General features: G+C 51.0%; 23 protein-coding genes, 1 tRNA gene and 1 pseudogene. 11 read left to right on the forward strand and 14 right to left on the reverse strand.

Features of this window, described 5'->3' with window-relative positions:
- Positions 1 to 5: 5 nt before the first annotated feature.
- The 3 genes from ACP5PX_RS04135 (at position 6) to ACP5PX_RS04145 (ending at position 2660) form a co-directional block, all read left to right on the forward strand.
- On the forward strand, positions 6 to 1217 hold the full coding sequence (locus tag ACP5PX_RS04135) for a cation:proton antiporter (RefSeq protein WP_428084260.1): 1212 nt from the start codon (positions 6 to 8) through the stop codon (positions 1215 to 1217).
- A gap of 89 nt (positions 1218 to 1306) precedes the next feature.
- On the forward strand, positions 1307 to 2500 hold the full coding sequence (locus ACP5PX_RS04140; protein ID WP_428084262.1) for an ORC1-type DNA replication protein: 1194 nt from the start codon (positions 1307 to 1309) through the stop codon (positions 2498 to 2500).
- A gap of 38 nt (positions 2501 to 2538) precedes the next feature.
- Positions 2539 to 2660, forward strand: a tRNA-Pro gene (locus ACP5PX_RS04145).
- Here ACP5PX_RS04145 and ACP5PX_RS04150 read toward each other — a convergent pair.
- Positions 2661 to 2849, reverse strand: a complete 189-nt coding sequence (locus ACP5PX_RS04150; protein WP_428084264.1) for a hypothetical protein — start codon at positions 2847 to 2849, stop codon at positions 2661 to 2663. It lies immediately after the preceding tRNA gene.
- A 67-nt stretch (positions 2850 to 2916) separates the two neighbouring features.
- Between ACP5PX_RS04150 and cysK the strand changes: the two genes are divergently transcribed.
- The 3 genes from cysK to ACP5PX_RS04165 all read left to right on the forward strand — a co-directional run bounded on the left by cysK (position 2917) and on the right by ACP5PX_RS04165 (position 6505).
- Complete coding sequence (gene cysK, locus ACP5PX_RS04155; protein WP_428084266.1) at positions 2917 to 3960, forward strand: cysteine synthase A; 1044 nt, start codon at positions 2917 to 2919, stop codon at positions 3958 to 3960.
- A gap of 81 nt (positions 3961 to 4041) precedes the next feature.
- Positions 4042 to 4383: a hypothetical protein gene (locus ACP5PX_RS04160; RefSeq protein ID WP_428084268.1), complete on the forward strand. Its 342-nt coding sequence runs from the start codon at positions 4042 to 4044 to the stop codon at positions 4381 to 4383.
- Positions 4384 to 4390: 7 nt separating this feature from the next.
- Entirely contained in the window at positions 4391 to 6505 is a 2115-nt protein-coding gene (locus tag ACP5PX_RS04165) for a helicase-related protein (RefSeq protein ID WP_428084270.1), read from the forward strand.
- On the opposite strand, the gene ACP5PX_RS04170 is transcribed toward ACP5PX_RS04165, so the two are convergent.
- The 3 genes from ACP5PX_RS04170 to ACP5PX_RS04180 form a co-directional block, all read right to left on the reverse strand.
- Positions 6502 to 7866, reverse strand: a complete 1365-nt coding sequence (locus ACP5PX_RS04170) for an NAD(P)/FAD-dependent oxidoreductase (RefSeq protein ID WP_428084301.1) — start codon at positions 7864 to 7866, stop codon at positions 6502 to 6504. The two genes, ACP5PX_RS04165 and ACP5PX_RS04170, sit on opposite strands and share 4 nt — an antisense overlap.
- Positions 7867 to 7944: 78 nt before the next feature.
- Positions 7945 to 8718 (reverse strand): metallophosphoesterase, encoded by a 774-nt coding sequence (locus tag ACP5PX_RS04175; protein ID WP_428084272.1) that lies wholly within the window; start codon positions 8716 to 8718, stop codon positions 7945 to 7947.
- A gap of 67 nt (positions 8719 to 8785) precedes the next feature.
- The gene (locus ACP5PX_RS04180) at positions 8786 to 9856 is read right to left on the reverse strand and encodes an mRNA surveillance protein pelota (protein WP_428084274.1); all 1071 of its coding nucleotides are present in this window, start codon (positions 9854 to 9856) and stop codon (positions 8786 to 8788) included.
- Between the two features lie 55 nt (positions 9857 to 9911).
- Between ACP5PX_RS04180 and rimI the strand changes: the two genes are divergently transcribed.
- Positions 9912 to 10379 carry a ribosomal protein S18-alanine N-acetyltransferase gene (gene rimI / locus ACP5PX_RS04185; protein WP_428084303.1) on the forward strand — a complete coding sequence of 156 codons (468 nt, stop codon included), beginning with the start codon at positions 9912 to 9914 and terminating at the stop codon, positions 10377 to 10379.
- Here the strand turns inward: rimI and dnaG are convergent, their stop codons facing one another.
- Both dnaG and ACP5PX_RS04195 read right to left on the reverse strand, forming a co-directional pair.
- Positions 10380 to 11612, reverse strand: coding sequence for a DNA primase DnaG (dnaG, locus tag ACP5PX_RS04190; protein ID WP_428084276.1), 1233 nt, complete (start codon positions 11610 to 11612; stop codon positions 10380 to 10382).
- 118 nt (positions 11613 to 11730) lie between these two features.
- Entirely contained in the window at positions 11731 to 12189 is a 459-nt protein-coding gene (locus ACP5PX_RS04195) for a COG2426 family protein (RefSeq protein ID WP_428084278.1), read from the reverse strand.
- A 106-nt stretch (positions 12190 to 12295) separates the two neighbouring features.
- On the opposite strand from ACP5PX_RS04195, the gene ACP5PX_RS04200 reads away from it, so the two are divergent.
- Positions 12296 to 12934: an HAD-IB family phosphatase gene (locus ACP5PX_RS04200; protein WP_428084280.1), complete on the forward strand. Its 639-nt coding sequence runs from the start codon at positions 12296 to 12298 to the stop codon at positions 12932 to 12934.
- A 52-nt stretch (positions 12935 to 12986) separates the two neighbouring features.
- The gene (locus ACP5PX_RS04205) at positions 12987 to 13595 is read left to right on the forward strand and encodes a phosphoribosyltransferase (RefSeq protein WP_428084282.1); all 609 of its coding nucleotides are present in this window, start codon (positions 12987 to 12989) and stop codon (positions 13593 to 13595) included.
- A 3-nt stretch (positions 13596 to 13598) separates the two neighbouring features.
- Here the strand turns inward: ACP5PX_RS04205 and ACP5PX_RS04210 are convergent, their stop codons facing one another.
- The 4 genes from ACP5PX_RS04210 to ACP5PX_RS04225 all read right to left on the reverse strand — a co-directional run bounded on the left by ACP5PX_RS04210 (position 13599) and on the right by ACP5PX_RS04225 (position 15825).
- Positions 13599 to 13988 (reverse strand): toprim domain-containing protein, encoded by a 390-nt coding sequence (locus tag ACP5PX_RS04210; RefSeq protein WP_428084284.1) that lies wholly within the window; start codon positions 13986 to 13988, stop codon positions 13599 to 13601.
- An 11-nt stretch (positions 13989 to 13999) separates the two neighbouring features.
- Positions 14000 to 14170, reverse strand: coding sequence for a hypothetical protein (locus ACP5PX_RS04215; protein WP_428084286.1), 171 nt, complete (start codon positions 14168 to 14170; stop codon positions 14000 to 14002).
- 175 nt (positions 14171 to 14345) lie between these two features.
- Complete coding sequence (locus ACP5PX_RS04220) at positions 14346 to 15305, reverse strand: adenosine kinase (protein ID WP_428084288.1); 960 nt, start codon at positions 15303 to 15305, stop codon at positions 14346 to 14348.
- A gap of 10 nt (positions 15306 to 15315) precedes the next feature.
- The gene (locus ACP5PX_RS04225; RefSeq protein WP_428084290.1) at positions 15316 to 15825 is read right to left on the reverse strand and encodes a CDP-2,3-bis-(O-geranylgeranyl)-sn-glycerol synthase; all 510 of its coding nucleotides are present in this window, start codon (positions 15823 to 15825) and stop codon (positions 15316 to 15318) included.
- A gap of 297 nt (positions 15826 to 16122) precedes the next feature.
- Here ACP5PX_RS04225 and ACP5PX_RS04230 point away from each other — a divergent pair, with 297 nt between their 5' ends.
- Complete coding sequence (locus tag ACP5PX_RS04230; RefSeq protein ID WP_428084305.1) at positions 16123 to 16320, forward strand: hypothetical protein; 198 nt, start codon at positions 16123 to 16125, stop codon at positions 16318 to 16320.
- Positions 16321 to 16782: 462 nt separating this feature from the next.
- On the opposite strand, the gene ACP5PX_RS04235 is transcribed toward ACP5PX_RS04230, so the two are convergent.
- The 3 genes and pseudogenes from ACP5PX_RS04235 to ACP5PX_RS04245 all read right to left on the reverse strand — a co-directional run.
- Positions 16783 to 18138 carry an SLC13 family permease gene (locus ACP5PX_RS04235; RefSeq protein WP_428084292.1) on the reverse strand — a complete coding sequence of 452 codons (1356 nt, stop codon included), beginning with the start codon at positions 18136 to 18138 and terminating at the stop codon, positions 16783 to 16785.
- Positions 18139 to 18166: 28 nt separating this feature from the next.
- The gene (locus tag ACP5PX_RS04240; RefSeq protein WP_428084293.1) at positions 18167 to 18565 is read right to left on the reverse strand and encodes a universal stress protein; all 399 of its coding nucleotides are present in this window, start codon (positions 18563 to 18565) and stop codon (positions 18167 to 18169) included.
- Positions 18538 to 18708 (reverse strand): annotated as a pseudogene (locus ACP5PX_RS04245) (hypothetical protein); the annotation flags it as partial. The pseudogene ACP5PX_RS04245 and the gene ACP5PX_RS04240, both read right to left, overlap by 28 nt.
- Positions 18709 to 18760: 52 nt before the next feature.
- Between ACP5PX_RS04245 and ACP5PX_RS04250 the strand changes: the two are divergent.
- Positions 18761 to 20074 (forward strand): MFS transporter, encoded by a 1314-nt coding sequence (locus ACP5PX_RS04250; protein WP_428084295.1) that lies wholly within the window; start codon positions 18761 to 18763, stop codon positions 20072 to 20074.
- Between the two features lie 554 nt (positions 20075 to 20628).
- Here ACP5PX_RS04250 and ACP5PX_RS04255 read toward each other — a convergent pair.
- A complete protein-coding gene (locus ACP5PX_RS04255) occupies positions 20629 to 21054 on the reverse strand; it encodes a zinc-ribbon domain-containing protein (protein ID WP_428084297.1) in 426 nt (141 codons plus the stop codon).
- Between the last annotated feature and the right edge of the window lie 155 nt (positions 21055 to 21209).

A 21209-nucleotide genomic window follows, 5' to 3' on the forward strand; every position in this document is an offset into this window, starting at 1 on the left:
GTTTCATGGAATTCGAAGTTTCAGCGATATTGCTTTATTTGGCGGTTTTTCTGATTGCAGCTAGGGTCGGTGGCGCGTTGTCTTTAAAACTGGGCCAGCCCGAGGTTTTTGGTGAACTTATCGCCGGCATCTTGATTGGCCCGTCAGTAGCTGGCGCGATTTCACAGAGCATTTTAGGTTTTTCGCTATGCGTTGTTCCCGGCACTCCAGCAGGGCAATTCATGAGCCTGTTGGGGGAAATTGGTATCATAATGCTGATGTTTATCGCCGGACTTTCAATCGAAGTCGAAGAATTTCGTAGGGCCGGTAGACCTTCGACCGTAGTTGCAGCCAGCGGGGTTGTGGTGGCGTTCTTGCTAGGTTTCGGGGCAGCCTCATTTTTCGGTTGGACCACACTGGAGGCCGGTTTTGCCGGCGGGGTCTTGGTTGCCACCAGCGTTGGCATAACCGTGAGGACGTTAATGGAGTTACATGTGCTTCACACCAAAGTCGGATTGACGATCCTCGCCGCCGCCGTGATCGATGACGTTTTGGGCATAATAATCCTGAGCGTTCTTTCCGGGATGGCTTTTGGCGGCATATCATTTATGGGGATGGCCGAGGTTATTGCTTTAATGGTAGTTTTTTTCCTAGCAGTTATCTTGTTAGGGTTCAGAATTGTGCCGCGAGTCCTCTCCTACGCCAGCAGATTTGCCGCTGATGAGATCGTCCTCTCGGTCGCGTTGGCGATAGTTTTCGTGATTTCCGCGATGGCTGAGAAGGTGAGAATTGCGGCCATCACCGGCGCTTTTTTGGTAGGGCTAATTACCAGCCGGTCCCAGTTTGCTGACTCCATCAGAGGAAAGGTCGCCACGGTTGGCTACGGGCTGCTCATCCCGTTGTTCTTCGTTAATATGGGCGTTGAAACCGACCTCCAAGCTCTCGGGGCGGTTAGCGTTCTTGCAGTTGTTTTCTTAGCCATTGCCATGTTTAGCAAAATAGCCGGCTGTGGGCTGGGGGCGCTTCTGAGCGGTTTCGGGGTTAAAGATTCCCTGAGGGTCGGTGTGGGGATGATGCCGAGAGCGGAGGTCGCTTTGATCATGGCTTCCATCGGTGTGAAGGCGGGTGTTGTGGGCCAGTCACTGCTTTCGATGACGGTGATGGTGGTCCTGCTGACTTCTTTAGTCACCCCCGTGCTGGTCAAAATCGCCTTTAAAGGAGCCGAAAGGGAGAAGTAGAATCTGGCGTGGTTTAGTTCCAGGAAGGCCGGTACCATTGGTTACATAGGATTAATTATTTGCCGGCTAAAAGATTGACTGGGGTGCCGATGTACGGCGACATCTTTGAAGAGGAGATGGGCAGGGACACGGTTTTTCGAGACGCCAGCAAGCTGATGCCGGAATACGTACCACAGGTGTTGGTTCATCGAGATGAGGAGTTTCGACAGCTGACCAGGTTTTTCAAGCCGGTGCTCGAGAACCGGGCGAGTCAGCGGGTTCTGGTTACCGGGAGCGTTGGGGTCGGCAAGACGGCCCTGACGAGAAGATTTGGTGCCGAGCTCGAGAAGGCGGCGAGCGCTCGGAGGATGAGCCTGAGCTATTTGCACATCAACTGCCGCAAGGACAGAACCATCTACTCGGTGATCTCCAAGATTCTACAGCACTTCAACCCGCGGTGGCCCTACCACGGTCTTGGCCCGGAGAAGCTTCTCAATGATGTCGTTACTTATCTCAACACCCGCGATGCCTATCTGACGGTTGCGCTCGATGAAATTGATTTCTTTGTGCAGCAGAACGGTCCAAACCTCATTTATTCCCTGACGAGGACGGCCGAGGAATCCGGCGGTCCCAATCGCATAAGCATCATCGCGATCGCCCGCGATAAGAGCTTTCTGAGGTCTCTGGATGCAGCCACGCAGAGCACCTTCATGCACAACGTCATCTCGCTGGACCGGTACAGCGCCTCGCAGCTGAGGGACATCTTGGCGAGCAGAGTAAATGAAGCTTTCAAGCCGGGCGTTGTCGAGGAGGACACGATTGACCTAATTGCCGATATCGCCTCCAGATGGGGTGATGCCCGCTTTGCGTTGGAGCTGCTCTGGCGTGCCGGGATGGCCGCCGATGCCGAGAATGTAAGAGCGGTTACCCCGGAGCACGCGCGGAAGGCGAAGGCGGAGGTCTATCCAGAGATTAAGCGGGAGACTTTGCAGGATCTTCAGTTGCACGAAAAACTGGTCCTGCTCGCCGTGGCCCGCAAGCTGGTCTTGTCCCAGCGAGCCTATGCCTTCACCGGGGACGTTGAGAGAACGTACCGGGTGGTCTGTGAGGAGTTCCATGAGGAGGCTCGGAAACACACGCAGTTCTGGGAGTATCTCCAGAGGCTGGGGGCGTTGGGCTTGGTGGATATTAAGCCGTCGGGGGTGGGGCAGCGCGGCCAGAGCCTCAAGATAGGCATTCAGGAAGTGCCCGCGGAGTGGCTGGAAAAAGAGATTGAGAAGTTGATCCGAGGAAGGAAGAATTAGTTTCAAGCTTTTTATCGTAAAATACTAAGTTTGGTTTCGGGGTCGTGGGGTAGCTTGGTCTATCCTTCTGGCTTAAGGTCCTCGCGTGACCTGCCGAACGGGGCTTAGACCATAAGCGTAAAAGCCAGAGACCCGAGTTCGAATCTCGGCGACCCCACCACTATCTCCTGGAACTTCTGCGCCTCAGCGGCTTGATGCGGTTCAGCCTCCGCAGCAGCAGCCACAGGATCACTGCAATGATGACGTAGATGATCCCTTTGATCATGTTCCACAGAAATGATTCCAAGAGTGTCATCCGGATTTCGCTTGAGGCCAAAAGCAAGACCAGCAGAACCGAAAGTGCAGGCAACCTCTCCCCGGAATTACTAACCCACCGTTTTAAATAATTGTTTGAAGTATTATCCTGAGGGGATTTTTTGAAATCGAGCAGCAGGCTGAAGGTGGCCGAGGACCTCACCGGGGCTATAGGCAACACGCCGATAATCAAAATGAAAAAGATCGCAAAAGCCTTCAAGGTACCGGATCTAGAGCTTTTCGGAAAAGCCGAGTTTATGAACCCCTCAGGCAGCCTTAAGGACAGGATACTGTTTAAAATTCTGAGCAGCGCGATTGAAAAGGGTCAGCTCAAGAGGGGCATGACTATCATAGAGAGTACGACCGGGAACACCGGCATCGCCACTTCCATGATGGGTGCCCTGTTTGGTTTTCCCGTGGTCATTGTGATGCCTGCAGGCATGAGTGAGGAAAGGAAGAAGACCATGAGGATCTTTGGGGCCGAGATCGTGGAGGTGCCCGGTGCCGAATCTGACGTTGACTTGGCCCTAAACAAGGTGAAGGAACTCATTAAAAGGAATCCTAAAAAGTACTTTTTCGTGAACCAGTTCAACAACCCGGAGAATGTTCAGGCCCATTATGAGACCACCGCTCCCGAGATCTGGGAGCAGCTGCATGGCAGACTGGACGCCTTTGTCGCTACCGCGGGGACAGGGGGTACCATCACAGGGGTGGGAAGATATCTGAAGGAGAAGAACCCAAAGATCAAGATATATCTGGTCGAGCCGTCCGAATGTCCGGTCTTGTCAAAGCAGCGCTGGGGAACGCATCAGATTGAAGGCATCGGCGATGGTTTCATCCCATCAATTATGGATATCTCCATACTGGACGGTGTTATTCTGGTGGATTCCAAGACCGCTATTGAGATGACGCGGAGGCTGGCCCGTGAGGAAGGGCTGTTTGTCGGAATCTCAAGCGGCGCCAACGTTAAAGCCTGCTTGGAACTGCATAAAAGGCATCCGGAGTTGAAACGCATCGTTACTATGCTTAACGATCACGGCTACCGCTACTTCTCAACGGCTGTTTTCGGGAAGGTCAAGAAAGTTGAGATACCGGAGCGGCCGCACCCGATCGAGATCACGCCCGAGCAGATTAAAATTCTTTCCAGGCTAGAGATCATTGAATAATCGAATTTTCAGCGGGTATGGGATGGAGCTGTCAAGATACTTATTTAGAGTAGATGGGCAGAACTTTAAAAGGTGGTGAATTTGAGAGGGGACAGACTCACCGAATCCCTGCGAACGTTTCTCGAGAAGGGCAGCGACTGGGAGAGAAAACCGACATCGCTCCCGGGAGTTTTCATCGTCAAGCTTCCGCCCTATGGAAAATCACCGACCAGGCTGGTAGCGGAAATAAATCCCGTCGATTCTTCAGGTAAACCGTCCCGAAGGAGAGGCTTTATCATTCGAAATTCCGATGAGTTTATCAAGATCAGGGAGTTGTTTGCCGACGATAAACTTGCTGATCTCCTCAGAGGGATGGACGAGGTCAACCCGAAGGGTCCGGAGAGACCTAAACCTAAGCCCGCTGAAGAGATCATAGAGATCTGATCTTTCAATGTCGGTCGTTAATCCCTTGGTCCGGGCCGAGGCCCTAGAGGCGCGGGCCTATCAACTTAGGATTGCAGAAGAAGCGATAAAGAGGAACACCCTCGTGGTCCTCCCCACTGCATTGGGAAAGACGGTCATCGCCGCTTTGGTGGCAGCCCATTTTCTCTATAACTACCGTGATCTGAAAGTTTTGGTGATGGCTCCGACCCGGCCGCTGGTTCTGCAGCACCGCGACACCTTCCTGAGACTGCTGAAGCTCCGACCGGATGATGTTCAGGTACTTACGGGCAAATACGATCCGGAGTACAGGTTGCAGGCCTGGCAGGGTAAGTCGAGAATCTACTTTGCCACGCCGCAGGTGGTGAACAACGATCACAGCCTCGGAATGAGCCTCAAAGACTTCAGCCTTCTGATCTTTGATGAATGTCACCGGGCCAGAAAGAATTATGCGTACACGCGGGTGGCTCAGGCCTACATAAGCGAGGCCCCCTACCCCATGATTTTGGGGCTTACCGCCAGCCCTGGGGCCGACCGGGAGAAGATTGAGGAGATATCCAAGGCTCTCTACATCGAGCATATCGAGGCCAGAACTGAGGAGGATGAGGACGTCAGTCCCTATGTCAACCCGGTCGCCGTGGAGTGGAAGCTGGTTCGTCTGCCTGAGTCCCACCGGGCGGTCGAGAGAACCATCAGGCGCATGCTGGACGATAGACTGCAGAGATTGTCCGCTATGGGGGTAATAAGAAAAAATCCAAAATACATCTTTCGATCGGACCTGCTGGAGGCCGGGGAAGCCCTCAGGGTCAGGCTGGAGCAGACTCCGTCCCCAGAGGAACGAGGGCCGCTTTTTGCCGCCTTGGTTTTACAGTCCTCGGCCCTGACGCTTTACCACGCGCTGGAGCTATTGGAAAGCCAGGGGCCGCAGACCTTGAAACTTTTTTTAGAGAGGATAAAAAGCAGCGGTAAGGCGGGGCACAGGGCGATAGTCTCCGAGCTGGTTTTTAATGGAGTTTACCGGGTTCTCGAATCCAGTGATCTTGAAGATCATCCTAAGGTGGAGGCTCTGGAGAAGCTGGTGCTGGAACAGCTGTCCTCCAACCCATCTTCCCGAATAATTGTTTTCACCCAATACCGCGACACCTCGGCTTACTTGGCGGCGAGGCTGTCCAAGCTAGGGGTGACGGTGGTGAGGTTCGTGGGACAGGCCGACCGCGGTCAGGATTTAGGCTTGACCCAAGACCAGCAATCTTTGCTCTTGGATAGGTTCAGATCGGGTGATATCAAGGTCTTAGTGGCCACCAGCATCGGTGAGGAGGGCCTGGACATACCCAGCGTTGATCTGGTGGTTTTCTACGAGCCGGTGCCCAGCGAGATCAGGTACATCCAAAGGAAGGGAAGAACCGGCCGGAGGAGCTTTGGCCGGGTCGTCATTCTCGCTACGGAGGGCACGCTGGATGTCAACTACTTGGTGGCCAGCAGGAGGATGGCAGAGAGAATGAAAAAGATGGTAAAGGAGCTGAACTCGGAACTCCACCCCATTATCCGCTTGGGACCGGCTCCGGAGAAAAAACCGATTCCCGCCGACTGGATAGCCAGAGCGGAGCTACCACCGTCCTCCCCGGAAACAGCCGCGACTACTTTTGAAGCCGAGCTGGAGTCAGTAGAAAAGGAGAGGCGGGCGAAGTTCAACCGGGAGCTCAGGGAAACTGCCAGACGGGTTTTGAATTCAGTCCTAACTGCTGGCAAAAACGGGTTGCCCTTCGAGGAGCTCTGCACCGAGCTTGAGGAGGAGGGAAGAAACCCCGTCGCAATCAGATCGGCCGTGGAAAGGCTCCGGGCAGAGGGCCAGCTGATGAAAAAGGAAGGAAGGTTGTTCCCCGCCGGCGTCGAGGCAGAGATTCCGGGAGCCAGGCGCCATGTTTTTGAGGTTCTGAGGGTGCAGCTGGGTGAAGCCATCTTGCGCGTTGACGACAGCTTTAACGCAATCCTGCTTTCAGCCGATTACAACGGGCCCAGAGAGCTCCTCCGCCGGGGGAATAGGTTCAGCGCAATTTCAGAAATTTATGAAAATGATAAGGCGCGGCATGTCCGGATATATGCCGTTGAAGAGCTCTCAGACTAGCCGCGGCGGTTCTGACCCGATTTCCTGATGATTCCTCTGGCCGCGAGCAAACCCGTCGCCGCGGCGGTGACAATCCCTCTGGAGAGACCAGCCCCGTCGCCTGCCACGAAGAGGTTGGGGACGCTTGTCTCCATATTCTGGTCGACGTTTATCTGCATGGCGTAGAGCTTGACTTCGGGAGCGTAAAGCAGCGTGGAGTCGGAGGCAACTCCCGGGACCACCTTGTCCAGACGTTCCAGCCCTTCGATGATGTCGGTCACGATTCTACCGGGCAGGGCCATCGAGATGTCTCCGGGCGTGACGCTTTTGAGGGTCGGGACCACGTGCCCTCTTTCGATCCTCTCCCAGGTCGAGCGTCTTCCCGCGCGGAGATCGCCCATGCGCTGGAGCAAGGGCCGCCCGCCACCTATTGTGGTCGCGAGATAGGCGATGGACCTACCGTAGGCGTTGGTATCGGTGACCGGCTGGGTGAGTCCTACGTGAACTAGGAAGGCGAAATTGGTGTTTTTGGATTTCTTATTACGCAGTGATTGTCCGTTTACCCCGACGTGGTCGTCGTAGCGTTCTTCCATCACCCACCCTTCAGCGTTCGTGCAGAAGGTACGGACGAAGTCGTCGAAAGTTTTTGTTTGGATGTGGAATTTCGGATCCCGGTTCACCCTGACCACCGGTTCGTAGACCACCGCCGGCACTTCCACCCTGACCCCGATGTCTACGGGGAGATGGGTTAGTTTGAGGCCCAAGGACTTTGCCTGCGCAGCGAACCAGTCGGCACCAACCCTGCCGGGTGCGGCTAGGATATACTCAGTTTTCACAGCAGTACTGTTGATGATGACCTTGCCCTGTCCGATGCTCTCGACCCTTGTGTTCAGCAGGATCTTGACCCCGCGCTTTTCAAGTTTTTGTCTGATTGAGTTGATCACGGCCGGAAGATATTCACTGCCGATGTGCCGCTGGGGAATAGGTATAAATCTGATACCTGCGGCGGCTGCCTTTCTAGCCAGCTCCTCAGCGCCGGCCGAGTCCTCCCCGTAAATTTCTTTCGGGGCACCATTTTCCACAAAAATTTCATCGACCTCCTTTACCAGTGCTTCGGCTTTTTCCACGCTTTTGGTGAGCTTGCTCAGGTCACCCCCGATGTCATACCTGAGGTTTAGGATACCGCTCGACATCCCGCCCGCACCGCCCAGTCCGGACATTATGTGGCAGGGCACACAACCGATGCATTTTCCCGTCTTGGTCGCCGGGCAGTACCTCCTGTTGATGTCGTTTCCCCAGTCAACTACAGTTACTGATAATTTTGATTTCCTGGACAGCTCGTAGGCGGCGAAAAGTCCCGCCGGTCCCGCTCCGATTATAATAACGTCTGTCGTCTTATCCCCCGATGTTTAACTCCGCCATTTTATAAAAGCCTTTTCAGTTGATTTTACCTTTTGCCCTCATCTGAGCGTCTTGATTTTTCCCAAGAAAGTTCCGTCGAGCAGGTAGGCCTCGGCCTCGTCCAGCTTCACCGCGCCGGAGCGGAAGAGGGGCCCGATCAACTCCTTGGGCAGATCACGGTTGAGGACCGCACCCCCGACGAGTTCGCTGAAGGCCGGGACCACGATTAACTTAGGTAGCCTCCGGCCGGAAGGCGGGAGCAGCTTTTTGGGTAGTTTCTTTGGGTTCAGCTCTGCCCGAAGCCAGACGGGCTCGATTGACCTGCCACCGAGTTCATCCCTAAACTCTATTGCTGGGTGGTTGTGCCCGGCGATGATAAGTTCAGTGTCGACGAGCTCCGGGGCCGGCCAAGTGTGTCCGTGCATCAGCCCCACCTTTTTCCTTTTTCCCAGGACAATTCCGTGCGGGTCGTGGATGGTGACCTCACGCGGCACCATACCTTCCAAGTCACCATCATGATTTCCTCTCACAATGTCAACTTTTACCAGTCGGGCCAGCTTCTCAAATAATCCAGGCAGCTCACGCCATTCGTGCCAGGTCGTTTCAGGGACGTTGTGTTTGACGTCGCCCAGGATTATCAGGCGGGAGGCTCCCTTCCACTCAATGAGCGAGATCAGTCTTGCCTTCAGCGCTGGTATCTGACCGGGCAGGGAGATGCCCTTTTCTGCCAGTTCATGTTCGATGCCCAAGTGCAGGTCGGAGATCACGATTGTCTTCTCTTCCCCCTGCTTCAGCATGAGCGCCGGTGTCCCGCAGATGGGAACTGCTTTCATAAATCTAAATATCTTTGCCGAAGTTATAGCTCTATTGAACTTTCAGTTGTTTTGCTTCGCTGATTCTTCAGCAATTTTGGTTTTCGAACTTGAACCTTAGGAATGCGGCGATTCCACCCAACGCCAGCAGCTGTTTTCCGGCATCGTGCTCCGTACTTATCACGAGGACCTCGGCCCTTGTCTTTCTTGCCCTTTCCAGTATTTTTGAGACGTTCTCCTGGTTTGACCTCAGCAATTCGTCGGCTACCAGAAGCCTTTCAACCGCCCCGGCGTCAACCGCTCGCTCCACTTCGTTTATCCCGTAGGTTGCCAGCCCTTCTTTGGCAATCTCGCCCATAAACTGTTCCATCAGCGAAGTCTCCAGTGAAAGCCGGTCTTCCTTTGAAACATACTCAACCAATCCCCGCCGCACTATTTCATAGAGCCCAGCGCCCCCCCCGTAGCTTGCGTCACCGAGCCTAATGTCTTTGGCCAGTTCCGGAAAATTTTCCCGCAAAAAGGAAGCGAAGCTGTCCTTGGTGAACCCTGGTCCGGCCACGATGGTTGTCTTTATGTTTTCCCTAGAAGTGACATCTTTAATGGCTTCGGCCAAGCGGTGGAAAAATTTTTTCTCGTCGGCTTCATTTTCAACAGAGTATCTTTTTCCAGCGCGCGGGCGCGTGATGGTGCCGATTTCATCCAAGCCGTACTGTCTCACCACGGCCAGATCAGCCGAAGAGTCATCGATAGCGACGAGCAAGACCCGAGGCCGATGGGCAGCCTTGACCGCCTCCTGGACCCTTCGAAGATCCTCGGGGTTCCATTCTTTGGTGATGGTCAGGACTGAGCCCAGTTCGAAGCTGAAGGAATGATGTTTTCCTGTGTCCGGACCTTCTACTATTTTTCCTAGGACGCGCAAGCGGTTGCTGTGTTTATGGAATTCAACGTTTTCCACCTGAATCGAGAGCGTGACCGGTATTTTTTCCATCCTCTCAGGTCGGATTTTGTCACCCGTTTCCTGTTCCCTTCGAAAAGTGGTAGCCGTGACGATGTCTCCTTGGCGGATCAGATGTTGCAGGTGCCAGAGGTCGTCCAAAGTTTCCAGCGCCAGCTTGATTTTTCCGTGCTTCAAATCTTTATGGATGATCTTCAAATTCATCACTCAGGTGTCTTCCCGTTCCGCAAATGATTTTATGTCCGGTGGTTTAAACTTGGTGAGGGATTTTGTGGTAGCGCAGCAAGTGATAACTATCAGGGAAGTCAAGGCTGAGGATCTTAAATCGGTCATGTCAATCCAGTACAAGTGCTTTAAGGACCCCTATCCGCTCAGCCTGATAAGGCGGCTGCACATCATGCACCCTGATGGTTTCATCGTCGCCGATGTCGGCGGAATTGTCGCTGGCTACCTGATCGGGGTCATCCGTTGGAGCAACATAGGCCACGTCCTCGCCATCGCGGTTGAACCGGCCTTTCAACGGCAGCGGCTGGGTACCCTACTGATGAACTACATCATCGATCTTTTCAGAAAAAAAGGAGTGAAATTGGTCCGGCTTGAGGTCAGGAAGAGCAACTTGGGGGCCCAGCAGTTCTATAAAAAACTGGGCTTTTTGGAAAGAGGAGAAATGCCCTTTTACTACGAGGACGGCGAGTCAGCTATTGCAATGGAGCTGCCCCTGGAGTAGCTATCGTTGATGTTTGGATCTGCGGAGGTCATCCAGCGTCAGCACCCGCAGGTTGGGAGGAACAGATTCCACCCTTGACCTCATCCCGACGATGTACTGAACTCCCTTTTCGGCAGCCAGTTCGGCGAGTTCTTGGGTTATTACACCATCAAATATTACCGCCTTCACATTTTGCGCTTGAGAGAGACGCTCCTTCAGCTCCCTCACTTGGATTTCCTCAATCAGCTCAAGTTTTTCGTTAAGCAGTTGGGCTTTGAGGGTGCCGCGCAACTTGTTGGTCATGTTTTCAAGCCCATGCAGTTCACTGTTCCCTGTTTCAGCCGGTTGAGCCACCGCTGGTTTTGCCCGGTATTCAGCGGCCGCGAACTCCACGGGGACCTTGTTTCTGAGTGCCTTGATTATCTCCTTTTTGGATAGCTCCTCCACGCTTCTGCCCGGAGGAGGCCGGGCAACGAAGTCTATCTCAGCCACCTGGAGCAGTTCCTTCAGGATCAGGTCGCCGCCACGGTCGCTGTCAACAAATGCAGTGACGGTTTTGTCCTTGGTTAGCTCTATCACCGCCTTGGGCACGCTGGTGCCTTCTATGGCAATGGCGTTTCTGATTCCCGCTCTTAGCAGGTTGAGAACGTCGGCACGCCCTTCGACGATTATTATGGCATCAGAGTCCTTGACACCCGGTCCCGCAGGTAGCCCCTCGTATTCAGATATCTCCTCGACGCGTACGGATTCCATCACCTTCTCCGTTATCTCTTGGGTCTCAGTGGCAACTTCCTCAAAAGCTCCGAGAAGCTCCTTGGCCCTCTCGACCACGAACTTTCTCTTGATGTCCCTGACGTCTTCGATGCGTTCCACCTTGATGGTCGCTTCACAGGGTCCAACGCGGTCAATTGTTTCCAGAGAGGCGGCAATGATGGCGGTTTCCACCTTGTCCAAGCTTGATGGGATGGTTATGGTGCCGGTCGACTTTCCTTGGCTCGAGTTAATTTCTACCTTAATCCTCCCGATTCTGCCGCTCTTTAGCAGCTCCCTCAGATCTAGGTCGTTTCCGAGCAGACCCTCCGTTTGCCCAAATATGGCGCCGACGACATCCGGGCGCTCGACCACGCCGTTAGCTTCTATTTTGGCGTGGATAAGATACTTGGTCGTACCACTATCATCACGCATATTTGAACTCTCCTTCTTGCCGAGCTTTTCGGCCACTAAATCCTGCAAACTTTTTTCTTCCACGGGCAACAGCCCTCAATGGGCCAGAATTAGCTTGATAGTGATTCTGGCTTGATTTGATGATAATAAAAATATACTTCTTTATCTTAAAAAGCTGACGCTTGAACTCTCGATGGTTGGCTGGGCCTTAAAACCCGGTTATCCCCTGAATGTAGAGGATCCCCAGCGTTGCCAGCAACATTATCACGCTTGCCAGACATACCCCAATGGCAATTGCCAAGGAAGAGATCTTTCGGTCAAAGCCGGCAATATAGGCAATGAGGGCACCGCTGTAGGCACCTGTTCCCGGAAATGGGATACCCACGAAGAGGGCCAAACCTATCAGGCTCAAACTTTGATACTTCTTTGCCCGTTTGACCGATATCCGGAACAGCTTATCGATCAACTTTGATCTCATCCGGATCGGTGGCACAATTGTGTCGAGCAGGAGATAGGCTAACGGTATGGCGATGAGGTTGAGAACAACGCAGATGGCAAATATCATGGGTAGCGGCAGGTCGGGATTGTAGACGGCAGCGAGGGGCAGCGAAAAGCGTACCTCCAAAAAGGGCACCAGCGAGAGGAGAAAGGAAAGCCATTCCATCATTTCGAGACCCAAATTCTCTCAGGCCCGGAGAATAAATCTCTTGAGAAAACGCGGGAAAAGGCATTCCAAGCTTATTATCGCTTCAGCTGAATCTATTCTGATTGGCATGCGCTACAAACTTGTGGCTTTTGACATGGATGGGACTCTTATCTTGGAGGAGAGTTGCTGGGGCATGATTCACCAGAGGTTCGGCACCAGAACGGATGCGCTTAGAAATCTGATGGCGTATGAGTCAGGCCAGATTGATTACAAGGAGTTCATGCGCCGCGACATTGCGCTGTGGCGGCCAGTCCCCACCATCGAGGATATTAAGAAAATTTTGTCCAATTATACTCTAGCCCCCAACGTTAAAATGGTGGTCGAGGAGATCATTCGCCGAGGTTTTCAGACGGCAATCATCACCGGAGGCCTCGACGTTTTGGCGAGCAACGTCGCCCGAGAACTTGGCATCCCCCACGTGATTGCGAACGGGCTTGAGGTGGATGAGTCGGGTTATCTGGCTGGGGAGGGCATTCTCAGAGTTGAACCGCGGCAGAAGGACAGGAATTTGGTTCGATTGGCAGAAGATTTGGGAGTTTCGCTCGAGGAATGCGTGGCGGTCGGTGATGGCAAATATGATGTTAATTTTTTGAAAAAGGCCGGTCTGGCGGTTGCTGTTGGAAATAACCCTGAGTTGGTCCGGGTTGCTGATGTGGTCATAGAAAGTTTTGATCACTTCCCCAGGCTGTTGGATTATCTGGGCTGAATCCAGTGCAGCTTAAACACCTTTGGGAGAAAAGCGATAGTGGGACGTTTGTATGAAAGATGTCCAGAGGCCGGTAAAATACGAAGTTCCGAGCTGGGAATACATCCATGAGCTCTGCGTAAAATTGGCCGAACAGGTGGAGAGAAGCAATTATAACCCCGATTTGATTGTCGCCGTTTCACGCGGCGGGTGGATTCCGGGCAGGTTGATTTTGGATTTTTTGGGAGGACCGGATATCGCCACGATTAAGGTGGAACATTATGTGGACTTCTATAAAACTAGGGATAGACCGGAGATAACTCAACCGCTTGCCGTGGACGTTAGGGGGAAGAAGCTACTGCTCGTTGACGACATCGTGGATACGGGCAGAAGCCTGAAGGTGGCTGTTGAGCACCTCAAGGATCGAGGGGCGAAGGAAATTAAAATTTGCGCGCTCTACCTCAAGCCATGGTCTGAAGTCATCCCCGATTTTTACGCCCGCGTGACCGATGCTTGGGTGTGTTTTCCTCACGAGACATACGAATCGATTAATCGAATGTACACCCAATTGCGAAGCGGGGGCAAGGGCAGCGAGGAGATAGTAAGAGCTTTATTGGAAATGGGCATCAGGCCTTTCCATATAGAGAAGTACTTGGCGAAAAAAGATCGGAAAAAAGAATAGCCTCTATCTTTCCCTTTCCTTTTGCAGGAACTTGGCCAACCCCTCCACGTCCTTCACGTTTCTGCGTACCAGCGGTTTCAGCCTCTCCCGGAATTCGGTTATCGGCTCGATGCCCAGCCTTTTAGCGTGTTTGTTGATAAATTTTGCCAGTTCTTCTCCCGTCCGGTCGAAGTCGGTTAATATCACTATTTCCCTAGACCCTGAAAGACGTTCAACGAAGTTCAGCAGGGAATTTCCGCTTGATATTCTGCAGAAACGGCCACTTACCCCCAACGTTTTCAGCGCCTTTTCGTCCTCTCTTCCCTCGACGACAATCGGTACACCGTCTGAGGCCAGCTTGTTTAACTCAATGAGCAGCTCGTTAATCTGTTCAAGAGTTTCCTCGGTTAACACGCCGATCCCTTTTATTCAGGACCTTTATCGCTGACCCAGAGACCCTTTCGCAGACATCTGGTGCAGACGCCGATATCGCTGACAAAGTCGCGGGAGCAAACAGTGGCCCCACATATGCCGCAGCGGTGCATGTCGTAGCTGGTTCTTCCGCATATCGCGCAGGTGCCGGCTATTCTTCCCATGGTCCATCCGATAAACCTTCAAATAACTGAAATTAAAAGTTTGCATCCCCCTTTTGTCGACTTCATTTATCCCAAACCGAGTTTCAAGTCGGAGTCATTTTTGCTTTGGCGCCGTTTAGCGAAAACTCAAAGTTGTTTAAGACGTTTCCGCAATCGATAATCTTTGGAGCAGTAATCACGTTTCTATATGATCGTTTGCATTCAGCGTGGCCCCGAATTTTTCCACCACTTTTTGAGCCACCCCAGCCCCGATTAGCCCGGCTTCTTTAAGGGACTTGCCCCTGCTAAGGCCGAATAAGACCCCGGCCGCGTAGAAGTCGCCGGCGCCCGTGGTGTCCACGACGTTGGCGGGAAAAGCCGGGATATGGAATTCTTCCCCCTTGGTGAATATCGATGAGCCATTTTTCCCCTTTTTTAGACAAACGATGTCTACCCTTTCAGCGAGTTCTCTGGCAGCTTTTTCATCGCTAGATCCCGTCAGTGCCGTGAGCTCTTCCTCATTGGTGAACAACACATCGGCGTGACTGACTATTTTCCAAATTCGCTCTTTCTTTTCTTCTACCAGCGGCGGGCTCTCGAGCGAGATTGCTATGCGAATCCCATTTCCTTCAGCCACATCCATGGCGTCCCGAGCACTTCTGGCCACAGCGCCATCGGTGAAAAGGGTGATTGAAGTTAGGTAAAGAAAACTTGAATTTTTTATCCCGTGGGCAGGCAATCCGGAGTAGTCTTTACCGTTGCCCAGATCCACGGCAAAGGTCCTCTGACCATCGCGCGTGATGAGCGCAATGATTTTTCCGGTTCGTCCCGGCCCTTTCTCGAGGAAAGAAGTTATGCCGTGCCTCCGGAGCGATTCTTCGAAGATCCTGCCTTCTTCATCATCCGCAATTCTTCCAGCATAGGCGGCCTTGCCACCGAGGTAGACCACACCCTCACAGGTGTTGCGGGCGTTGTCCCCGGGAAAACGGGCGAATATTGAGTCGGCTAGCCGCGATTGAATCTTTTCCAGCTTTTCTCTAGAGACAAAATTGGAGGCCCCTTTGATCAAGCCATTTTTTTCCAAGAAACCGTCAGTAGTTCTACAGAAGTAGTCCACTAGCGCTGTGCCGATTCCAAAGACATCGTACTTAGGCATAGGTCCTCTCCTAGTAGGGCCGGTCCTTCAGCTTGAGCTTATGCCCGATGAAATTGGTCGCCAGATGTATCGGCGGTGTGATTATCAGGATAGTCAGGACCACCTCCCAAGTCGGAACCAACACCGGACTGGCGAACACCAGCGCTAGGACCACGAAGCCGAGCTGGTCCAAGATGGGGGCGGGGGAGCCACGCTTCAGGTTGGCCCTCCTTTTGATGAAGCTCCCCAGAAGGTCCCCCATGAGGGCGCCTAAGGCGAGCAGAAACCCGAGCGCTGAGTAGAGGCTAAGCTGACCCGTTGCTAAACCCTGCAGAATACCGAGGATGAACCCTGCGGCGATACCGGAGATGAAGCCGCGTATGGTTTTGCCCGGCCCGAAAATGGGGCGCCCGTCGATGAAGAGGCGACCTCCATCAATCGGTCTTCCCCCGCCGAGGACGACGGGCGTGGCATTGGCAACGTAGGCCGGCAGGATAAACCAAACCGCTGCAGCCAAAAGTTGAATCGGATCACCGTACAAGTCGAATCACCAATGTACGCCAATATTTACTCTTCCAAGGAGTATATTAAAAAAGCGAAGACAAAAAATGAAAACAACAGGTAGCAGCGTCGCTTGTCTTATTGGTGCTCTTAAATTTTTGACTGATATAAACCTTCGTAATATTAACAGTCCTGTGCAAGATGTTCCAGCTGCGAAGATTCACCAGAGTTTAAAAAGGTATTAAGGGCTCGGCGGGTTTATCCATCACGGCCAACCATTTTTTGAGGCGATAAATTTGGCCGTGGACCACCTCTCAGAGATAATGGGGGGAAAGCTATCGTTTGTCTCACAAAAACAGGTAAAAGTGTAAAGGCGTTCTCAGGTTCTAGGCACCTCCTTCCAATTATCGCGATCGCAGAAAATGAAAGGGTTGCGAAGAGCATGATCCCGTTCTGGTGTGTTGTTGTTGAAATCGTGGAAGGAATGAAAGATTTTGCTTCTGTTTTAGAACGACTTGTTGAAAAGAATTTTTAAAAAAGAGGAGATTTGGTAATTTTCACCAGCGATATAAAAGAAGAGCCTCTAAATGCTGTTATTCGGGTGATGGAAGTCTAACCTGCGCCAACCTTTTGTAGTCAACGTAAATGATCAATTTTCAAACCTCAGTTGCCCCTCCGAGAGGGTGAAAAGCCCAAATTCATAAACACTTAGCGGAATGCTGTAAATGCATTCTGACTTTCCAAAGATATTTATTCAAGTTGTCATTGCCAGTATCTCTAAAGCCACCGACTAAAGATCCAAATTTCTATGTTTCAAGCCATTTTGACGCGTTTTATCGCATTTTTCTAAACAGGCTAACCATCAGAAACTGGCGAAAACGGGGCCCTGCTAAAACGCTCTGTAAACGGCGGGTATTTTGCCAAATAGATGCACTTTGGGAGCGGCTCAGCTTTATAGGTGCCATTGCCAGCGTTTTTAATTTTCGGTTATTTTGATTCAGGCCCACAGTGTAAGTTCCGCAATAAAAGCTAGACACGTCACGATTATTACGATAGGCATAACGAGCAAGCCGTATTTTGAAAATTGTGAAAAAGAGATCGTCACCCCCTTAGCGGCGAGAATGTTTATCCACATAATCCCCGCTAGGGCGCCGATTAGTGTGAAGTTTGCTCCGAAGTTGGCGCCTGAAATCAAGGCCAAGGTCGCACCCAGTCTTGAAGTATGAGAAACAGTAAAGGCGCTACTTTGAAAAGTCTTGACAAAAAAGATAGACATTGGATGGTTATTCATAAATCCGGTTGCAAACCAAGACAGAAAGCAAACGCCGAAGACAGTAGCCATCAAGTTCCCCGTGATTTTCGAGAGCAGGGATGCAAAAAGATCGGTCCAACCGGTTGAGGCCAGTCCTTCGACTATGATGAAAAGTCCGGCGAGAAAAGGTGCTATTTTCCAGGGCATCCTCGTAACGATTTTTGAGATATTAGCACGATGAGTCAGGAGATCAAATAAAAACATTATTAGGGCAAAAAATAGGGCTATCATCCACAGGGGTATGCCCAAGGGCAGGCTCATAAATAGGATCATCAACCCCAACACGGTGGTACCGAATATTGCCCCGTTCCTGTCTTTCAGAGCGTGTTCTGGACTTATCTCACGTGTCCTGAATTCCCTTGAAACCCTACGCCTGAATATCAACCAAAGCAATAGCAGGCAAACAGCCGCGGCCGAGAAGGAGGGAATTAGCATCCACCTAGCAAACTCCTTAAAGGACAGTCCGTAGGCATCGGCTGCTATTATATTGGTTGGATTTCCTATGTAAAGCGCCATGCCCAAGATATTCACTGCGAAAAATTGCGAAATCAGAAATGGAATGGGATCCAGCCCGGCGTTTCTACTGATGTAAAAAATTATGAGGGTCATTGTTAGTATTACGATATCGTTGTCGGTGAAAAGGGTCAGAAAAGACGTGAGCAGAAATAGGTAGACAAAAAGCCTTTTGCCCGAGCCCTTTGAAGCTCTAGCAACGCGCAAAGAAACATACTCAAAAAAACCGGTAAAATCCAAAGACACGCAAATGTAAGAAAGGGACAGGATCATGATGATGATGGCGTAGGGCTTTACGCTGTCGGTCCCAAGGATGCCGCGCAGGATAGCCTCAATTCCTATTGACTGGGACAAAAACAGAAAACATGCGCCAAGCAGAGGCGCTAAGCCGTAGTCAACGTGTACGTACCTCCTTGTGAAGGGAATCCTCAAAATTGGATGCCTAAAAACTAGGAATATGGTTACAGCGAAGATCAATATTGATACAATTGAAACTGCATTGAGTGGTATCACATTGAGTAATATCATATATTTTCACCAGCGCTGAGAAACACATTTACACGATTTCTCCTGCTCTTCTGACAAGAACCACCGCGCTCGGCGCGTTTTTAACCAGGTAAGTGGAAACGTTTTCAGCTAGAACTCCAAGTAGCCGCTTACGCGGTATCGTGCCGGTCACGATGACATCGCATGAAATTTCTTTAGCAAACGAAATTATCGCCTTTCCAACGTCGGTGGATTCCAAGATTTCCATTTGGCTCTTAAGCCCAGCTTTTTTGAGAGATTCAAGAACCCAAGAGAACTTCTCCATGGCGTCTCTTCTCGTAAAATTTTTCAAAAGGTGCACCACGTGAAGCACGTACACCCTCGTATTTTTTGAACAAAGCTTGATCGCAACTTGAACTACTTCCTTAGGGGTGGCTTCGCTCACGCACAAGAGCATGCGTTTGTACACGGTAACACCCACCTCTCTTCAACATTCAGCATTAAAATTCTTCTTCTGATGTTTTTACCTACAGGTCGTGAAGCGATTGTAAAGCAAAAGTTTCTCGCTCTCGATTTACCGCTTCTGTTATGGCCTGTTTGAAGAAGTTTACATGCTGTGCACCATTATTTATATTTTTGTGGCATTTGAAATTTGGAGGATTGTATGGAGGAAAAAATCAGGAAGAAAAGCTTGAAGTACAGTATAAAAGACGGCGTAGCTTGGTCGGTGAACTCAGGCTTGGGAAACTCGTACATTGCGCCGTATGCTCTCGCTCTGAATGCAAACGCGGCGCAAATAGGACTGCTCACCTCTGTTCCCACATTGGTCGCCAGCCTCTCGGAACTAAAGGCACCGAAACTCATGGAAAAAACGAGCAGGAAACGCATCGTGACGACGTGCGCTTTGCTGCAAGCACTTTTTTGGATTCCAATCTCGCTGGTTGCTTTGCTTTTTTTATTTTGTAGGGTCGACGGTATTATCGCCCCAACGCTGGTGATACTATTTTATACCGGCTACCTTCTCCTTGGCTCCCTTTCCACTCCAGCATGGTCTTCGTGGATGGGCGATCTAGTGCGTGAAAAAGAGAGAGGAAAGTTCTTTGGCAACAGAAACATGATTATCGGCATTTCAGGCATCCTAGCCATGTTAGCTGGAGGCTTCTTTTTAAACGCTTTGAGCAGCGATAAGGTGTTGTTCGGCTTTGTCACGCTTTTTTTAATCGCAATGGTCGCGAGGCTGATTTCGTGGTATTTCTTGAGTAAGCAGTACGAGCCGAGGTTCGAGTATAAAGATGAGTTCTACTTCAGCTTTTACAGCTTTGTGAGGAAGGCGAAAGATAACAACTTCGGCAGGTTCACGATATACATCACACTCATGACTCTCGTGGTTTACTTCGCTGCGCCGTTTTTCTCGGTGTATATGCTGCAAGAACTGAAATTCAGTTATTTGAACTATGTCATCGTTGTTCTGAGTTCCTCGCTTACTCACGTGCTTTTTATGCCCATGTGGGGCAAGTTCTCGGACAAGCACGGAAATTTGTTGGTGCTGAAAATATCTGGCTATTTGATCCCGTTTGTTCCAATACTCTGGCTTTTTTCGACCAACCCCGTTTTTTTGGTCTTGGTTGAGGCGTTTAGCGGATTTGCTTGGGCGGGGTTCGACTTGGCCTCGGTCAATTTTATTTATGATGCAGTATCTAAACAGAGGATGGGTATATGCTTTGCTTATTTTTGGATGCTTAACGGCATAGGAACATTTGTTGGCGCAACTCTGGGAGGACTTTTTGCCACTTATTTTAAGGTTGGGTTCATTTCGATTTTTCTCTTTCTTTTTTTAATATCTGGCATATTGCGTCTGGCAGTTTCTGCGGTGATGTTGCCCCATTTAAAAGAAGTTAGAAAAGTGGCTCCGGTCCGACCCCTCTGGTATTTCGTCGGTGGGGTAATCAGGAGAAGGCCACCGTTGCGTTCACATTGAGTTTGCCCGGTCGTACGATCGCGATGGTGCAAGTGTTCAGCCTTTGAAGGGGCCATCTCTTACCAGTCGCAGTCGCTTCGCTTTATGGTTTCATAAACAATCAGCTGGCTAGTATATCTCTGGCGAAAATATTTCAAAGGTTTTCACAATATCAATTCTACCTTTTCTTCGTTATGATTTTCAGACTACTTTGAAAACAGTTGTCGCCGATGGTCTTCAAGCTAGTCAGGGGTGGTTTAAAATATTGTTTAACAATGGGTGACCAATCCCGTCCCCCATGTTTTTAAAGCGTGGCCCAGCAGTGATATCCATCGTAACTGCCGGGGCGCGTTTGTGGCTGGGCACGGAATGGATGCTTTCTCAGTCCATACCATCAAAAATGCCCCTTTCTAGAGGGCGCGGACGGTTTGTGCTCTAATGTGTGCGTTCATTTCAACATGAAGTGACGATTGGTTGGAAATTTGTAGCTAAGAACGCCGTTTGGCTTGGTCAAAGTAATAGCAAAAGTCTGCATCGTTTTGACTAACTTTTAAGACAGCTAGGAACATTATCCTCTAAAGCTTCTCCCTTATTTTCTTCTCCCTCCGAGAGCCATAAGTTGAATAGCCGATGCCAAATATCAGCATCAGTCCTCCGATTATGATGCACAATTTCGCCAAATAAGCTAAGGTCGTCAGTTGTTCTATAGTTTTGACATTATCCATTGCTAGAAAGATCGTCGGCGTAAGCATTATTAAAAGCCCAATGGCAATGCCGGCGACTCCCCACTTCTTTTTTCTTGATGCGCTTTTTAGCTTGAGTTTAAGTTTTAATTTCTCGTAGTTAGCAGGAGACAACTCTGGAGGCGTCTGTAGCCCAGCGCCCCTAACAAGCTCTTCTGCACCTTCCGAAACACTCGCTCTTGCGACTTCGCTTCCGCATCTTGGGCAGAACCTCGCGCCCTCGGGAAGCTCATTGCCGCATTTTGTGCAGAATGGCATAGGTTCACCAATCCAATGTCGTGAACTTTTGCACTAATAAACTTGTCAGCATAACTTCCCCTCTCGTCGCTGGAAATCTGTTAAGCTGGTATGCAAGGCTAGCCTGAATACCTCCGACAAGCCAAAAATGTTCGGAGGTGGAAAAACATGCCCCA

The organism is Hadarchaeum sp. (SeqCode), assembly GCF_049969415.1.
GTDB lineage: Archaea > Hadarchaeota > Hadarchaeia > Hadarchaeales > Hadarchaeaceae > Hadarchaeum.

Excerpts from the sequence above, each read along its gene's own strand:
- ACP5PX_RS04135 (WP_428084260.1), top strand. The coding sequence starts at position 6 with ATGGAATTCGAAGTTTCAGCGATATTGCTTTATTTGGCGGTTTTTCTG.
- ACP5PX_RS04140 (WP_428084262.1), top strand. The coding sequence starts at position 1,307 with ATGTACGGCGACATCTTTGAAGAGGAGATGGGCAGGGACACGGTTTTT.
- ACP5PX_RS04165 (WP_428084270.1), top strand. The coding sequence starts at position 4,391 with ATGTCGGTCGTTAATCCCTTGGTCCGGGCCGAGGCCCTAGAGGCGCGG.
- ACP5PX_RS04175 (WP_428084272.1), bottom strand. The coding sequence starts at position 8,718 with ATGAAAGCAGTTCCCATCTGCGGGACACCGGCGCTCATGCTGAAGCAG.
- ACP5PX_RS04180 (WP_428084274.1), bottom strand. The coding sequence starts at position 9,856 with ATGAATTTGAAGATCATCCATAAAGATTTGAAGCACGGAAAAATCAAG.
- ACP5PX_RS04195 (WP_428084278.1), bottom strand. The coding sequence starts at position 12,189 with ATGATGGAATGGCTTTCCTTTCTCCTCTCGCTGGTGCCCTTTTTGGAG.
- ACP5PX_RS04200 (WP_428084280.1), top strand. The coding sequence starts at position 12,296 with ATGCGCTACAAACTTGTGGCTTTTGACATGGATGGGACTCTTATCTTG.
- ACP5PX_RS04205 (WP_428084282.1), top strand. The coding sequence starts at position 12,987 with ATGAAAGATGTCCAGAGGCCGGTAAAATACGAAGTTCCGAGCTGGGAA.
- ACP5PX_RS04215 (WP_428084286.1), bottom strand. The coding sequence starts at position 14,170 with ATGGGAAGAATAGCCGGCACCTGCGCGATATGCGGAAGAACCAGCTAC.
- ACP5PX_RS04220 (WP_428084288.1), bottom strand. The coding sequence starts at position 15,305 with ATGCCTAAGTACGATGTCTTTGGAATCGGCACAGCGCTAGTGGACTAC.
- ACP5PX_RS04235 (WP_428084292.1), bottom strand. The coding sequence starts at position 18,138 with ATGATATTACTCAATGTGATACCACTCAATGCAGTTTCAATTGTATCA.
- ACP5PX_RS04250 (WP_428084295.1), top strand. The coding sequence starts at position 18,761 with ATGGAGGAAAAAATCAGGAAGAAAAGCTTGAAGTACAGTATAAAAGAC.
- ACP5PX_RS04255 (WP_428084297.1), bottom strand. The coding sequence starts at position 21,054 with ATGCCATTCTGCACAAAATGCGGCAATGAGCTTCCCGAGGGCGCGAGG.